Source organism: Mitsuaria sp. MSU3D (assembly GCF_056867975.1).
The window spans coordinates 3637526-3652235 of record NZ_CP200314.1 but is presented as its reverse complement, the minus strand read 5'-3'; the positions used below and the strand labels follow the sequence as shown (position 1 = coordinate 3652235).

The following is a 14710-nucleotide window of genomic DNA, read 5'->3' as shown; positions in this document are numbered from 1 at the left end:
GGATTCAATCCGGGTTCAGCCCGGCGTCAGTGCTTGGCGCCAAGCGCCGCCAGCTGCTGCCGCGCCCGCGCCGTGGCGCGCTCCAGCAGGTGGGCGTGTTCGAACGCCCGCAGCCGGCCGGCCTCGCACAGCTTGTGCAGCATGCGCGAGGTCATCGTCAGCGTCTCCTGGTGCTTCGTCCCGTGGGTGAAGATGAAGAAACTGCGCGTGGCGCTGATGTGGGCGAGCCGCACCTTGATCCAGTCGCCGTCGCGGTGCATCCGGTAGGCGGTGCCGATCTGCAGGTGGTCGATCAGCAGCTCGCCCGTGGGCGGGGAAGGGGCCTCCTCCGCGGCGGGCAGGCCGTCGATGCTGATGTCGACCGCCTGCAGCGGCTGGTGTTCGTCGGCGCCGAGGTCGAGGTCGATGTCGACATGCCCGTCCCAGTCGACGTGCTCGTCCTCCATCAGGCCGAGCCGCTTGGCTTCCTCATCGGAGAGCTTCTCGCTCAGGTCGAGGTCCAGCGGCGTCGAACCGGCCGCGGGCAGGTCCTGCTCGCGCGGAGGCGCCATGCCGAAGACGGACTCCAGCTGCTTGGCCAGCAGGTTGTATTCGAGCGGGCTGAGGGCTTGTCCCTTCAGCGAATCGGCATGCGCCGGCAGCAGCTCGGCGAAGAATTTCTTGCGGTCCGGCTCGGGCCAGCGGACCAGGTCCAGGCCCTCGTTGAGCGTGCGCATCAGCACCGGCAGCGAGGCCAGGAAGCCTTGTCGCTGCTGCGGTGTCGTCTTCGGCTGGACCGACAGGACCAGGTCGCGACCCATGTTGCGCAGCCGCTCGACCAGGGCCGCGTCCAGGTCCGGATGGCGCGAGGCGTGCACCAACACCTCGCTCCAGGTCTGGGTCAGGAAGTCGCGCAGGAAATCGCGCATGTCCACGCTGGACATCGCCTGCTGCAGCTGCTGCATGTAGCGGCGCTGCAGGCGGAGCTCGGTCTCCTTGCGCTCCAGCAAGGCCGCCGTGTCGCCCTGCGACTTCAGCGTCTGGGCGGTCTGGTCCTGGATGAACTGTTCGAGCTGGCCCAGCTTGGACTCGTACAGCTCCATCCGGTCGAAGTCGCCGCTGACGACGTCCTGGATCAGGTCGCGCACCAGCGTCAGGTAGGACTTGCCGGGATCTTCGGTGAAGTCGTCGTAGGCGGCGGCCAGTGTCGCGATGCGATTGACCAGCCGTCGCACCGGGTGCCGGCGCGAAGAGAAGAAGGAGCGATCCCCCAGCGCCGCGCGCAGCACCGGGAGCTGCAGTCGCGCGATCTGCTGCGCCATCAGCGGCGGCAGCTTGGCGTCGGACAGGATCTGGTCGAACAGGCCGGCGACGACGTCGATCACCATGTGATCGAGCGAGCCGCTGGCCGCCTGCCGCAGTTCGTCGCGGTGCAGGTGGATCAGGTTGGGCGGCAGCACGATCGGGCCGCCCTCGACATAACTGCCGGGATCGCCGTCCCAGCCCTGCCATTGGCTGTTCACGGGCAGCGCGCCGCTGCCGGTCACGGGCATGCCGACGGACGGGCTCATGGCCAGCCGCCGCATCAGGTCCATCAGTTGCGGATCGACCGACCATCCGCCCATGCCGCCACCGGCAGGACCGCCGCCGGTCGTTGCGTAGCCTTCGTGGCTGCCGCCGTGGAATCCACCGGCCATGCTGTGCAGACCGCCCGCGCGGCTGCCGTGGACGGCGGGATGCAGCGCGCCGGGCAGGGTGGCGTAGCGGCTGTCGTGCAGCGGCACGCCGGATGTCGTGCCGCCATGCAAGGACTGACCCCGCGAGGTTCCCGCCGTCGCCCGCACGCGCAGGTCCTGCGGACGCAGGCCGCGGCTGCGGAACAGGCCGGCGATGTCGGCATAGCAGGCGCGCATCTCCAGCGCCAGCGCCCGGGTGAGTTCGTCGGTCAGGACCTGGCGCGTGTCCGGATCGTCGGTGACGGCGTTGACGCCCTCGATCAGCGCCTGCGCGATCGCCTGCGGGCGCAGCGGGTGGCGGTCCTCGGCGATGCCGGGGATGTCGCCCATGTAGGAATTGACCTCGCGCAGCTCCCACTCGCTCTGGTGACCGAGCGCCAGGCCGATCCGGTCGGTCGCGACCATCGTGTTGACCTGGTCGTCGTCCATCAGCGAGAGCTCGTCCCACTGCGTCGCCTTGGGCGCCGCGCGCGACGCGGTGGTCGGGGCGGACCCGGCGCCCGGCGTTTCAGCCGCCTGCTGGCGCATCGACTGGTCGAAGCGCTGGGAGAACAGGGCCTGGTGCTTGCGGAAGAGGAATTGCGCGGACAGCAGCGCATCCCGCCGCTTGGCCTGTCCAGAGGACAGGGCGGCGAGACCGAGACCTTCAGCGCCGCGTTCCGCGGCTTGTTCCGCCGCGAGGCGTACGCGTTGGAGCGCAGCGTCGACGTGGGGGTTCAGACGGTTCATCGAGGCATCGAGCACATTGTGGTGACCGCACCACACGCCAAGTATCGGCGATGGCCATCCCCCGTCCGGGTGGGGCTCACCCGGCTTGTGCGCAAAAGGTGACGAATGAGAGCAGCTTTACGCTTTGTCACGCCTCAGCGCGTCGCGGATCTCGCGCAGCAGCTGGATGTCTTCCGGCGTCGCGGCGGGTTCCGCCGGCGCCGCGGGGGTGTCGCGCTTCAGGCGGTTCACCTGCTTCACCATGATGAAGATGATGAAGGCCAGGATGATGAAGTTCAACAGCACCGTCAGGAAGTTGCCGTAGGCGAAGAGCGGCACGCCCGCCTTGGTGAGGGCCTCGTAGGTCATCGGCCCCGCGTAGTTGGCCGGCGGGTCCGACAGGGTGATGAAGTAGCTGCTGAAGTCCAGTCCGCCGACCGCCTTGCCGACGATCGGCATGATGAGGTCCTTGACCACCGAGTCGACGATCTTTCCGAAGGCGGCGCCGATGATCACGCCCACGGCGAGGTCCATCACGTTGCCCTTGACGGCGAACTCACGGAATTCGGTCAAAAAACCCATCGCTTGCTCCTTGTGCTCCACGTGTGCGAAGGCGCCAACTACCAAGCGCTTTCCCGGGGGCGCCCTCCGCCTCCGGGCAAGCATCCTAACGGCGTTTGCACCACGACAAATGTCAACGTGGTGCACCGATGCACATCGGTAGAGCGCCTAGGGGCGGACCGGCACTTTCTTACCTAGAATCTTTGGTTGCCCCTGATCAGAAGTTCCCTGTAAGGACCCTCATGAGTGACCCACAAGTGGACCAAGGCAAGCGCACCTGGCTGATCGCCACCGGTTGCGCGGGAGCAGTAGGCGGCGTGGCCACCGCCGTCCCGTTCGTCAGTACCTTCGCTCCGAGCGAGCGCGCCAAGGCGGCCGGTGCCGCCGTCGAGGTGGACATCGGCGGCCTCGCCCCCGGTCAGAAGCTGACCGTCGAATGGCGTGGCAAGCCGGTGTGGATCGTCCGCCGGACCAAGGAGCAGCTCGACGCGCTCAAAGGCAACGATCCGGAACTGGCCGACCCGCAGTCCGATCGCAAGGCGTTCCCCATCCCGGAGTACGCGAAGAACGAATGGCGCTCCCTCAAGCCGGAGTACCTGGTCGTGGTGGGCATCTGCAGCCACCTCGGCTGCTCGCCCAGCGACAAGTTCCAGTCCGGTCCGCAGCCCTCGCTGCCGGACAACTGGCACGGCGGCTTCCTCTGCCCCTGCCACGGCTCGACCTTCGACATGGCCGGTCGCGTCTTCAAGAACAAGCCCGCGCCCGACAACCTCGAGGTGCCGCCGTACGCGTTCCTGTCCGACACCCGGCTGTTGATCGGTGAAGACAAGAAAGCCTAACTCCCCAGGAACAGGACCGAGGCAGACAACACATGGCTGAATTCAAGGAAGCACCCGCCGGAGCCCCCTTGGGCGTCAAGCTGATGACCTGGGTGGACAACCGGTTCCCCGCGTCCAAGCTCTACAAGGAGCACATGTCGGAGTACTACGCGCCGAAGAACTTCAACTGGTGGTACATCTTCGGCTCGCTGGCGCTGCTGGTGCTGGTGATCCAGATCGTCACCGGGATCTTCCTGGTGATGCACTACAAGCCGGACTCGACGCTCGCGTTCGCGTCGGTCGAATACATCATGCGGGACGTCCCCTGGGGATGGCTGATCCGCTACATGCATTCGACGGGCGCGTCGGCGTTCTTCGTCGTCGTCTACCTGCACATGTTCCGCGGGCTGCTGTACGGCTCGTACCGCAAGCCGCGCGAACTGGTGTGGATCTTCGGCTGCGCGATCTTCCTGTGCCTGATGGCCGAGGCCTTCATGGGCTACCTGCTGCCGTGGGGCCAGATGTCCTACTGGGGCGCGCAGGTGATCGTGAACCTGTTCGCCGCCGTGCCCTTCGTCGGCAACGACCTGGCGCTGCTGATCCGCGGCGACTACGTGGTCGGGGACGCGACGCTGAACCGCTTCTTCAGCTTCCACGTGATCGCGGTGCCGCTGGTGCTGCTGGGGCTGGTCGTCGCGCACATCATCGCGCTGCACGAGGTGGGCTCGAACAACCCGGACGGCGTGGAGATCAAGGCGAAGAAGGGACCGGACGGCCATCCGCTGGACGGCATCCCGTTCCATCCGTACTACACGGTGCACGACATCTTCGGCGTGGGCCTGTTCCTGATGGCCTTCTCGGCGGTGATCTTCTTCGCGCCGGAACTGGGCGGCTACTTCCTGGAGTACAACAACTTCATCCCCGCCGACCCGCTGAAGACGCCGCCTCATATCGCGCCGGTCTGGTACTTCACGCCGTTCTATTCGATGCTGCGCGCCACGACCGACGTGATGGTGCAGGTGCTGTGCGGCGTGATCGCGCTGTCGGCGATCATCACGCTGCTGCGCGGCGGACTCTCGGTCCTGGGCAAGGGGATCGTCGTGGTCGGCGCGGTGGTCGGCATCGCGCTGCTGCTGACCTTCGACGCGAAGTTCTGGGGCGTGGTCGTCATGGGCGGCGCGGTCATCATCCTGTTCTTCCTGCCCTGGCTGGATCACAGCCCGGTCAAGTCGATCCGCTACCGGCCCGACTGGCACAAGTACCTCTACGGCATCTTCGTGCTGCTCTTCCTTGTGCTGGGCTACCTGGGCGTCAAGCCGCCGTCGGATGCGGGAACGATCGTGTCGCAGATCGGCACGCTGTACTACTTCGGCTTCTTCCTGCTGATGCCGTGGTGGAGCAAGGCCGGCCAGTTCAAGCCGGTGCCCGATCGCGTCACGTTTCACCCGCACTGAACCGCCAACGTCACGGAGTCGAACGAATGAAGAAAATCATCGCCACGCTGCTGACGTCGCTGTGCCTGGGCGCGGGTCTGACGTCGACGGCGCTCGCGTCTGAGGGCGGCATCGAGTGGGACCGTTTCCCGACGTCGAAGATGAACGATCTGGCCGCGCTGCAGCATGGGGCCAAGATCTTCGTCAACTACTGCCTGAACTGCCACAGCGCGAACTTCATGCGCTACAACCGGCTGAAGGACATCGGCCTGACCGACGAGCAGATCAAGGGCAACCTGCTGTTCGCCGGAGAGAAGGTGGGCGAGACGATGAAGGTCTCGCTGGACCCGAAACGGGCCAAGGAATGGTTCGGCGCACTGCCGCCGGACCTCACCGTGATCGCCCGTTCGCGGGCCGACGGCGCCAAGGGAACAGGGGCTGATTACCTCTATACCTACCTCAGAAAATACTACCGCGACGAAACCAAGGCCACGGGATGGAATAATCTCGCTTTCCCCAGCGTTGCCATGCCGCATGTGCTGTGGGAGCTCCAGGGCGTCCGCACCGCCAGGTTCGAGGAAGAAAAAGACCCGCATGACCCGAGCAAGGTCACGCATGTCTTCAAGGACTTCGTACAGGTGACGCCCGGGACGATGACGCCGCAGCAATACGACGAGTCCGTTGCCGACCTGGTCGCCTATCTCCAGTGGATGGGTGAACCGGCGCAAGGGACGCGTTTCCGGCTCGGGATCATCGTGGTGCTGTTCCTGCTGGGGTTCACCGTGTTCGCCTGGCGCTTGAATGCCTCCTTCTGGAAGGACATCAAGTAAGAACCGATGACTCGGCCGAAGGCCGGGTCCTCAAGCGCAGTGGGGCGCCGAACAGGCTCCCACTGCGTTGTCGTTTGTCTGTTCGGTCTTTGACCGCGCTGGCGTTGAACTGTGTTGTTTGTAGAAATCGATGAAGCCGAGAGGCTTCGATCAGGAGTCCACTGCCATGATGGTGCTTTATTCCGGAACCACTTGCCCCTACTCGCACCGTTGCCGGTTCGTGCTGTTCGAGAAGGGCATGGACTTCGAGATCCGTGACGTCGACCTGTTCGCCAAGCCCGAAGACATCGCGCTGATGAACCCGTACAACGAGGTGCCCATCCTCGTGGAACGCGACCTCATCCTGTATGAGTCGCACATCATCAACGAGTACATCGACGAGCGCTTCCCGCATCCGCAGCTGATGCCCGGCGACCCGGTGGCCCGCGCCCGCGTGCGCCTGTTCCTGTTCAACTTCGAGAAGGAGCTGTTCGCCCACGTCAACGTGCTGGAGAACCGCGGCCAGACGGTCAAGCCGACCGAGAAGCAGCTGGAAAAGGCGCGTTCGCAGATCCGCGACCGCCTGACGCAGCTGGCGCCGATCTTCCTGAAGAACAAGTACATGCTGGGCGACGACTTCTCGATGCTGGACGTCGCGATCGCCCCGCTGCTGTGGCGCCTGGATTACTACGGCATCGACATGTCGAAGAACGCCGTGCCGCTGCTCAAGTACGCGGAACGGATCTTCTCGCGTCCGGCCTACATCGAGGCGCTGACGCCGTCCGAGAAGGTGATGCGCAAGTAATACACTGGCTCCCATGGATGACAGCAAGGACGGCGGCGGTCTCGCCGCCAGCTCGACGCGGCCGTACCTGATCCGCGCCCTGCACGAATGGTGCACCGACAACGGGTTCACGCCCTATGTCGCGGTTCACGTGGATCGCACGGTGCAGGTGCCGCTGGAGTACGTCAGCAACAACGAGATCGTGCTCAACGTCGGTTTCGACGCGACCAGCAACCTGGACCTGGGCAATGAACTGATCCAGTTCAAAGCCCGGTTCGGTGGCGTGGCGCGCGAGATCATCGTGCCGGTCGATCACGTGGTGGCGATCTATGCGCGTGAGAACGGCCAGGGCATGGCCTTCCCGCCGCCGAATCCGGAAGATGCCGCCACGCGTCAGCCGGCGCCGAGCGCGCCGCGAGGTCTGCGCCTGGCATCCGACGTCAACGGCGGTGCGCCGCAAGGCGAGTCCAAGCCGGAGCCGGTCGCACCGGCGGCGGCGACACCGTCCGACGACGACGATCCGGGCGCGGGTCCGTCGGGCGGTCGCCCGGCACTCAAGCGCATCAAGTGATCATCCGAACCCCGTCCAAGTGCGGGGGGCGAGTCGAGAGGGAAGGCGCGGTTTTTTGCTCCGGACCTCTCGAAGCTGCGTCTAGAATGCAGCCCGCGCCGCAGCTTCTGCGGCGCTCCAGTTTCCTAGTGCCGGCTTAGCTCAGTTGGTAGAGCAACCGCCTTGTAAGCGGTAGGTCATCAGTTCGAATCCGATAGCCGGCACCATCGAACACACAGGCGACAGCCTGCCCGAAGCCCCGTTTCGTCGACCGACGAGCCGGGGCTTCGGTCTTTTCGCCTTCGCACCTTGAGCCCGAGCACCCCCAAAAGGCGGTGTCGCCGCGCTTGACACTTGTGTGACGTTACTCGCGTAACCGCATGTACGTTATTGATTTCAAAAGGAAATCAGTCGTGGCATAGCCTTTGCTGTGGCCGCCCCCGTGTTCAACATGCCGGTGACCTCCTTGCACCGGCTCTCACGGGAAACTTCATGCACAGCTTGTTCCGTCGTGGTGTCGCCGCCCTGGCCGCCGTCGCAGCCCTTGGCATCTCTGTCGTCGCGCATGCGGCGCCGACCAACTTCTCGTTCGCCGGCAGCTTCGCGCAGGCCAACGATGTCCAGACCTTCACCTTCACGGCGAACGGCTCGTCGGCGGTCCGTCTGATCACCTACAGCTACGCGGGCGGCAGGCAGTCCAACGGCAACGTGGTCGCCGCCGGCGGCTTCGACCCGATCCTGGCGCTGTTCAACGCCAGCGGCGTGCTGGTCGGCCAGAACGACGATGCCACCAGCAGCACGCCCGGCACCTGCGGCGGCGCCGCGGTGAATCCCGATCCGGAGGGCGGCATGCGTTGGGACACCTGCCTGGACCTCACCCTGGGCGCCGGGGTCTACACGGTCGCCGTCATGCAGTTCGACAACTTCGCCCTCGGCCCCAACCTGGCCAACGGCTTCACCTATGACGGCAACCCCAACTTTCTGAACGGCAAGTGCGCCAACGGCGTGTTCTGCGATGCCGGCGGCCGTGAGCGCAACGCGCTGTGGGCCTTCGACATCCTGAACGTCGAAGGCGCCCAGCAGAACGATGTGCCGGAACCGGCCTCGCTGGCTCTGGCCGTCATCGCCCTGGCTGGCCTGGGCGGCGCGCGCCGTCTGCGTCGCAAGGCCTGACCCCGACGCGGGGGAACGACAAGGGACCGCCTCGGCGGTCCCTTTCCTTTTGTTGAGCGAAGTGAGGTTGGAAAGGCAGGCGGCGGGAAAGGCGGGCGGATCAGGATTGCCTGACGCGGATCCGCAGTTCGCCTTCCAGCAACAGGCCTTCCTCGCGCAGCAGGCGCAGCAGGGTGGGCTGCAGGTGCCGCAGCTTGGCCGCGATGGCGGCGTTGTCGGCCACCAGGGTCCAGCCCTGCTCGTCGAGCGTGCCGGCCTGGACGAAGCGCTTCATCGCGCCCGGCAGCGCCACGCTCACCGCCGCCAGATGCCGCCGCGACAGCGCCAACTGGTTCCCCAACCTGGCCAGCATCCCGTTCTGCGACATGGCCCGGCCGAAGTCCAGCGGATCGGGCGCATCGGGCTTGGCGCGGGGGGGCAGATAGCGGGTGGCCATGGGGCGTCAGTGTAGTGCCGCCGCTCGGAAACCCGGAGTCCGCCGCCGGTCCGGGGCGGTGGCCGCCGCCCGGTGCCGCCAGGGGCCCGGTGCTAAACTCCGCCGGTTTTTCTCCGCGCAGACGCTTGCAACCCGAGGCTCCCGTCCTCATGTGCACCGGTCGCGCGGCGCTGCCCTCATCAGGCCGCCCACGAGGCGGTCCGCCGGGCGTCCAGGCCCGGTCGACCGGGCCTTCCACAGAACTTCAAAAAGCCGCATGTTGCCCAAGCTTTTGACCCAGATTTTCGGCAGTCGCAACGAGCGCCTGCTCAAGACCTATCGCAAGGACGTCGAGCGCATCAATGCGCTGGAACCGCAGTTCGAGGGCCTGAGCGACGACCAGTTGCGCGCGAAGACCGAGGAGTTCAAGCAGCGCATCGCCAACGGCGAGACCGTCGACGACATCCTGCCGGAGGCGTTCGCCGTCTGCCGCGAGGGCAGCAAGCGCGTCCTCAAGATGCGTCACTTCGACGTGCAACTGATCGGCGGCATGGTCCTGAACGCCGGCAAGATCGCTGAAATGCGCACCGGCGAAGGCAAGACGCTGATGGCGACGCTGCCGGTCTACCTGAACGCGCTGACCGGCAAGGGCGTGCACGTCGTGACGGTCAACGACTACCTGGCCCGCCGCGACGCCGAATGGATGGGTCGCCTGTACCGCTTCCTCGGCCTGACCGTGGGCATCAACTACTCCGGCCTGCCGCGCGACGAGAAGCAGGCCGCCTACGGCGCCGACGTCACCTACGGCACCAACAACGAGTACGGCTTCGACCACCTGCGCGACAACATGGTCTACGAGGTCCGCGACCGCGTGCAGCGCAGCCTGGCCTACGCGATCGTCGACGAGGTGGACTCGATCCTGATCGACGAGGCGCGCACGCCGCTGATCATCTCCGGCCAGGCCGAAGACCACACCCAGATGTACGTGGCGATCAATGCGGTGTCGCCGCAGTTGAAGCGCCAGGTCGGCGAACTGGATCCCCGCACCGGCGAGGGCGTGATCGAGCCGGGCGACTTCACCGTCGACGAGAAGTCGCACCAGATCTACCTGACCGAGGACGGTCACGAGAACGCCGAGCGCCTGCTGAGCCAGGCCGGCCTGCTGGCCGAGGGCGCGTCGCTGTACGACGCCGCCAACATCACGCTGATGCACCACCTGTACGCGTCGCTGCGCGCACACCACGTGTATCACCGCGATACCAACTACGTCGTGCAGAACGGCGAGGTCATCATCGTCGACGAGTTCACCGGCCGCCTGATGACCGGCCGCCGCTGGAGCGACGGCCTGCACCAGGCTGTCGAGGCCAAGGAAGGCGTGCAGATCCAGGCCGAGAACCAGACGCTGGCCTCGGTCACCTTCCAGAATTACTTCCGCATGTACGGCAAGCTGTCGGGCATGACCGGCACGGCCGACACCGAGGCCTACGAGTTCCAGGAGATCTACGGCCTCGAGACCGTGGTGATCCCGCCGAACCGACCGACGGTGCGCAAGGACGAGCTGGACCTGGTCTACAAGACGACCAAGGAGAAGTACGACGCCGTCACGCAGGACGTGCGCGACTGCCACGAGCGCGGCCAGCCGGTGCTGGTGGGCACGACCTCGATCGAGAACTCCGAGAAGGTCGCCGAGCTGCTGACCAAGGCCAAGCTGCCGCACCAGGTGCTGAACGCCAAGCAGCACGCCAGAGAGGCCGACATCATCACGCAGGCCGGTCGTCCGGGCGTGATCACGATCGCGACGAACATGGCCGGCCGCGGCACGGACATCGTGCTGGGCGGCAGCATCGAGAAGGACGTCGTCGCCATCGAGAACGACGAGTCGCTGTCGGAGTCCGACAAGCAGGCGAAGATCGCCGCGCTGAAGGCCGAGTGGCAGAAGCTGCACGAGCAGGTGAAGGCCGCGGGCGGCCTGCGCGTGATCTCGACCGAACGTCACGAGAGCCGCCGCATCGACAACCAGCTGCGGGGCCGTTCCGGTCGCCAGGGCGATCCGGGCTCGTCGCGCTTCTACCTGTCGCTGGACGACCAGCTGATGCGCATCTTCGCCGGCGACCGTGTCCGCGCGATCATGGACCGGCTCAAGATGCCGGAAGGCGAGGCGATCGAGGCCGGCATCGTCACGCGCTCCATCGAGAGCGCGCAGCGCAAGGTCGAGGCCCGCAACTTCGACATCCGCAAGCAGCTGCTCGAGTACGACGACGTGTCGAACGACCAGCGCAAGGTCATCTACCAGCAGCGCAACGAGATCCTCGAGGCGCAGGAAGTGCTGGAGCAGATCACCCATCTGCGCAAGGGCACGCTGACGGACGTGGTCCGCGGCTTCGTCCCCGAGGAATCGCTGGAAGAGCAGTGGGACCTGGCCGCGCTGGAGCGCGTGCTGCGCGACGAGTGGAAGCTCGAGGTGCCGCTGACCGAGATGCTCAAGAAGAGCGAGACGCTGACCGACGAGGACGTGCTGGACGCCGTGCTGAAGGCGGGCGACGCGTCCTTCCAGGACAAGCTGGACCGTGTCGGCCTGGAGCAGTTCACGCCGTTCATGCGCATGGTGCTGCTGCAGAGCATCGACCAGCACTGGCGCGAGCATCTGGCCTCGCTGGACTACCTGCGCCAGGGCATCCACCTGCGCGGTTACGCCCAGAAGAACCCGAAGCAGGAATACAAGCGCGAGGCCTTCGAGCTGTTCTCGCAATTGCTAGACGCGGTGAAGCTGGAAGTGACGCGCGTGCTGCTGAATGTGCGCATCCAGTCGCAGGAGGAGGCCTCCGCCGCCGCCGAAGCGATCGAACAGCGCGCCGAGAGCGTCGGCAACGTGACCTACACGCATCCGAACGAGGATGGGTCGGTGTCGCAGGACGCGGCGCCGATCGCGGGCGGTACCGAGGCCGTGCCCGCCGAGTGGGGCCACGTCGGCCGCAACGACCCCTGCCCGTGCGGCAGCGGCAAGAAGTTCAAGAGCTGCCACGGCAAGCTGGCCTGATCGGTCGCTTCTCCCCGCGACGACGGCGCCCTTCGGGGCGCCGTCGTCGTTTCCGGCCGGGAACCTGCTCGGGGATCCGCTCGGGGATCCGCCGGGCGTGCGGCAAAGGACCGTGCAGCGGCACCGTGCCGGGGTCAGTCCTTGCGTGAGGCGTCGTGGATGGTGCGTGGCGCCCGGCGGACGCGGCGTGTCCGCCCTGTGCGCTTTCTCACGGGAACGGCGCGCATGCGCGTCGCTCCCCCCGTGGCGCGGGGGACACCGTACGGCACCCCCTCGATAGAGTCCGCCGCATCGACCTGCCGCCGCGGGTCTCCGAGGTCCCCGGACCGCATCGCCATGAAGCTCACGACCCGTCTCTTCGCCGCTGCCATCCTGACCGCTGCCGCCGCTTCCACCGCGCTGGCCGCGCCGGTGACCGCGGCCCAGTCCGTCGCGCTCCAGCAGGGCGCGAGCGCCGATACCAAGACGGCGGGCTTCAGCATCGTGCATTCGACGGCCGGGGAGTTCGTCGACACCTTCACCTTCACCGGCATCGATCGCTGGGGCATGGTCAACGCCAGCCTGACGACGATCGGCATGTCGGCCGCGTTCGACATCAACTTCGTCAGCGCAGTGCTCAACGGCGCGACCTACAACTTCACGCGCTCGACGATGGGCGGCTACAGGAACGCGCTCGAGATCGCCGCGCTGCCCGATGCGCGCCTGAGCGGGCCGCTGGTGCTGACCGTGCGCGGCTACGCCGGGCAGGGCCTGGCGGCGGGCACGCCGATCAGCGCGAGCTACTCCGGCACGCTCAATGTCACGCAGGTCCCCGAGCCCGGCACGCTGGCGCTGGCCGTGCTGGCGCTGCTGGGCGGCGGCCTGATCGTGGCGCGCCGTCGGCAAGCCCTGGTCCGTGGCGGTGCCGCGGCAGCGCTGCTGGCCGTGGCCGCGACCGGCGCCCAGGCGGTGGACCTGACCCAGAACGTCCCGTTGGCCGGCGCGGGCGCGGGCCTGACCGCGGCACCGATCGCGATCCACACCGAGGTCGGCAGCTTCGTCGACACCTTCCACTTCAGCTTCACCGGCAATGGCTGGGTCGATGCGTCGCTGATCACCGTGTACTCGGGTCAGTCGCAGCAGATCAGCTTCAGCGAAGCCACGCTGAACGGCCAGGCGCTGTCCATCGGTGCGCCGGACGGCGACGGCAATGGCACCAGCTGGATCAGCGCCAGCCTGCCCAGCAAGCTCGTCGCCGGCGACTACACGCTGATCGTCAAGGGCTACGCCGGCGGCAACCTGGCGGCCGGCACCAACGGCATTGCCGCGAGCTACTCGGGCACCTTCAACGTGCTGCCGGCCAGCGCCGTGCCGGAACCGCAGAGCTACGCGATGTTCATCGGCGGACTCGTGTTGGTGACGGCGATGCTCGGACGCCGCCGCCGCCAGTCCTGATCAGGCGCGACGACCGACGAAGCAACTGAGCAGGTTGCTGCGCCTCGCCTGACGACTGCGCGCGGCCTGTCGCGCTGGAGCGGCAGCGGTGGCGCCTTCCTTCGGCACGGCCGGAGACGGCGGGACGCGGTCCCACGAGCTGCGCGTCTGCATCGGTTCCGCCCGGCCGGTGGTTGTCAGATCCGTCGCTTCCTTCTGACTCAGCCATCCTTGCAACAGGGCGCGATCGATGCACTTGATCAGCAGCGCATGGCAGGCGGGCTGACGCTGGGCCAGTTCGCCCATGGACCAACCGCGTGGCAAGCAGCGGCTGAATGCCTCCCGCAGGCCGTCAACGGGCAACTCATGGTGTTGGGCGGCATCGAAGAGCCGCTTGAAGTAGAGGCTGAGGTGGGCGCCTTTCCCCGATCGGAATGCTTCACGCAAGGGAGCGTTCGATGCGGTATCGGATGGCAGTGCCAAGCTCAGATACTGCGACGCGTCGATGTCCAACAGGCCATTGCTGTAGACGCGCTGGTCGCGGCATCGCTTGAGGTGATGGCCATGCAAGCCCAGCAGATGACTCATGTAAGCGCCTAGGAGCTTCGCTTCGGGATGATCGAACGCCGCGTCGAGCGTCGTACCTTGAGGACCTTTTCCGAGCATCAGGGTGGCGACTTGTTCGCTGCGCAGGCCGAATGTCCAGTTGTTGCAGCGGCGCATCTCTGTCAGAAAGGCATCGAAGGCATCGGCGGAGCAACGACCGCGGATGACGTCCTGAAGCAGCGTGCCGCATTGCGGCGAACCGATGAGCACCGTTGCCATGTCCGATTCATTCAGCCAGTGCTTCTCGCGTTTCGCGTCCATGCACGCATCCATGTGCATGGCGACGAGTGAGCGGGGAGCCGTCGACGCCAGCACGTGAAAGAGCCCGCGTTCCGTCGATGAGCGACCCGACTCCGCGCCGCGCCCGGCCAGCAATTGCATGAAGCTGCCATCTCCGATGGCGCGGCACGCGCGCAATGCCGACAAGGTGCGGTACCAATGTCCCGCCGCCGCGCTGTCGCCGTCCTGCATCCACTGGACGATCATGGCAGGCGATCCGGGACGCTGCCAGTCGGTGAGCCGGCGCACGATGGCGTCCTCGTCCAAGCGGGCTGCGCGCGCCTCGGCCAACACCGCGTCGAGGCAGGCACTGGCGTAACCCGGAGGTTCATCCGGCGGCGCGGACGCTTCACGATAAGGCGGCGTCACGAGCAGAGAGGCATCCGGCAACGGGAGCTTGAACATCGGG

Annotated in this window: 12 protein-coding genes and 1 tRNA gene; 9 read left to right on the top strand and 4 right to left on the bottom strand. The window is 66.5% G+C overall.

What is annotated here, in order from left to right; all coding sequences use genetic code 11:
• Positions 1-26: 26 nt before the first annotated feature.
• Both AC1VNM_RS15955 and mscL read right to left on the bottom strand, forming a co-directional pair.
• On the bottom strand, positions 27-2444 hold the full coding sequence (locus AC1VNM_RS15955) for a DUF1631 family protein (RefSeq protein WP_483107547.1): 2418 nt from the start codon (positions 2442-2444) through the stop codon (positions 27-29).
• 117 nt (positions 2445-2561) lie between these two features.
• On the bottom strand, positions 2562-3005 hold the full coding sequence (mscL, locus tag AC1VNM_RS15950) for a large conductance mechanosensitive channel protein MscL (protein WP_377161020.1): 444 nt from the start codon (positions 3003-3005) through the stop codon (positions 2562-2564).
• 221 nt (positions 3006-3226) lie between these two features.
• On the opposite strand from mscL, the gene petA reads away from it, so the two are divergent.
• The 7 genes from petA to AC1VNM_RS15915 all read left to right on the top strand — a co-directional run bounded on the left by petA (position 3227) and on the right by AC1VNM_RS15915 (position 8551).
• On the top strand, positions 3227-3823 hold the full coding sequence (gene petA / locus AC1VNM_RS15945) for a ubiquinol-cytochrome c reductase iron-sulfur subunit (RefSeq protein ID WP_297529861.1): 597 nt from the start codon (positions 3227-3229) through the stop codon (positions 3821-3823).
• A gap of 32 nt (positions 3824-3855) precedes the next feature.
• Positions 3856-5256 carry a cytochrome b gene (locus tag AC1VNM_RS15940; RefSeq protein WP_377161023.1) on the top strand — a complete coding sequence of 467 codons (1401 nt, stop codon included), beginning with the start codon at positions 3856-3858 and terminating at the stop codon, positions 5254-5256.
• 26 nt (positions 5257-5282) lie between these two features.
• Positions 5283-6065 (top strand): cytochrome c1, encoded by a 783-nt coding sequence (locus AC1VNM_RS15935; protein ID WP_483107546.1) that lies wholly within the window; start codon positions 5283-5285, stop codon positions 6063-6065.
• A 166-nt stretch (positions 6066-6231) separates the two neighbouring features.
• Positions 6232-6849 (top strand): glutathione S-transferase N-terminal domain-containing protein, encoded by a 618-nt coding sequence (locus AC1VNM_RS15930; protein WP_067276593.1) that lies wholly within the window; start codon positions 6232-6234, stop codon positions 6847-6849.
• Between the two features lie 13 nt (positions 6850-6862).
• Positions 6863-7399 (top strand): ClpXP protease specificity-enhancing factor, encoded by a 537-nt coding sequence (locus AC1VNM_RS15925; protein WP_483107545.1) that lies wholly within the window; start codon positions 6863-6865, stop codon positions 7397-7399.
• Positions 7400-7529: 130 nt separating this feature from the next.
• Positions 7530-7605 (top strand) — tRNA-Thr (locus AC1VNM_RS15920).
• A gap of 265 nt (positions 7606-7870) precedes the next feature.
• A complete protein-coding gene (locus tag AC1VNM_RS15915; RefSeq protein ID WP_483107544.1) occupies positions 7871-8551 on the top strand; it encodes a DVUA0089 family protein in 681 nt (226 codons plus the stop codon).
• A gap of 100 nt (positions 8552-8651) precedes the next feature.
• Here the strand turns inward: AC1VNM_RS15915 and AC1VNM_RS15910 are convergent, their stop codons facing one another.
• The gene (locus tag AC1VNM_RS15910; RefSeq protein WP_088403237.1) at positions 8652-8987 is read right to left on the bottom strand and encodes a hypothetical protein; all 336 of its coding nucleotides are present in this window, start codon (positions 8985-8987) and stop codon (positions 8652-8654) included.
• A 256-nt stretch (positions 8988-9243) separates the two neighbouring features.
• Here AC1VNM_RS15910 and secA point away from each other — a divergent pair, with 256 nt between their 5' ends.
• Both secA and AC1VNM_RS15900 read left to right on the top strand, forming a co-directional pair.
• Positions 9244-12003, top strand: coding sequence for a preprotein translocase subunit SecA (secA, locus tag AC1VNM_RS15905; RefSeq protein ID WP_483107543.1), 2760 nt, complete (start codon positions 9244-9246; stop codon positions 12001-12003).
• A gap of 336 nt (positions 12004-12339) precedes the next feature.
• Positions 12340-13437 carry an FxDxF family double-cut PEP-CTERM protein gene (locus AC1VNM_RS15900; protein WP_483107542.1) on the top strand — a complete coding sequence of 366 codons (1098 nt, stop codon included), beginning with the start codon at positions 12340-12342 and terminating at the stop codon, positions 13435-13437.
• Here the strand turns inward: AC1VNM_RS15900 and AC1VNM_RS15895 are convergent, their stop codons facing one another.
• Entirely contained in the window at positions 13438-14706 is a 1269-nt protein-coding gene (locus tag AC1VNM_RS15895; protein ID WP_483107541.1) for a hypothetical protein, read from the bottom strand. It lies immediately after the preceding gene.
• Positions 14707-14710 lie beyond the last annotated feature (4 nt).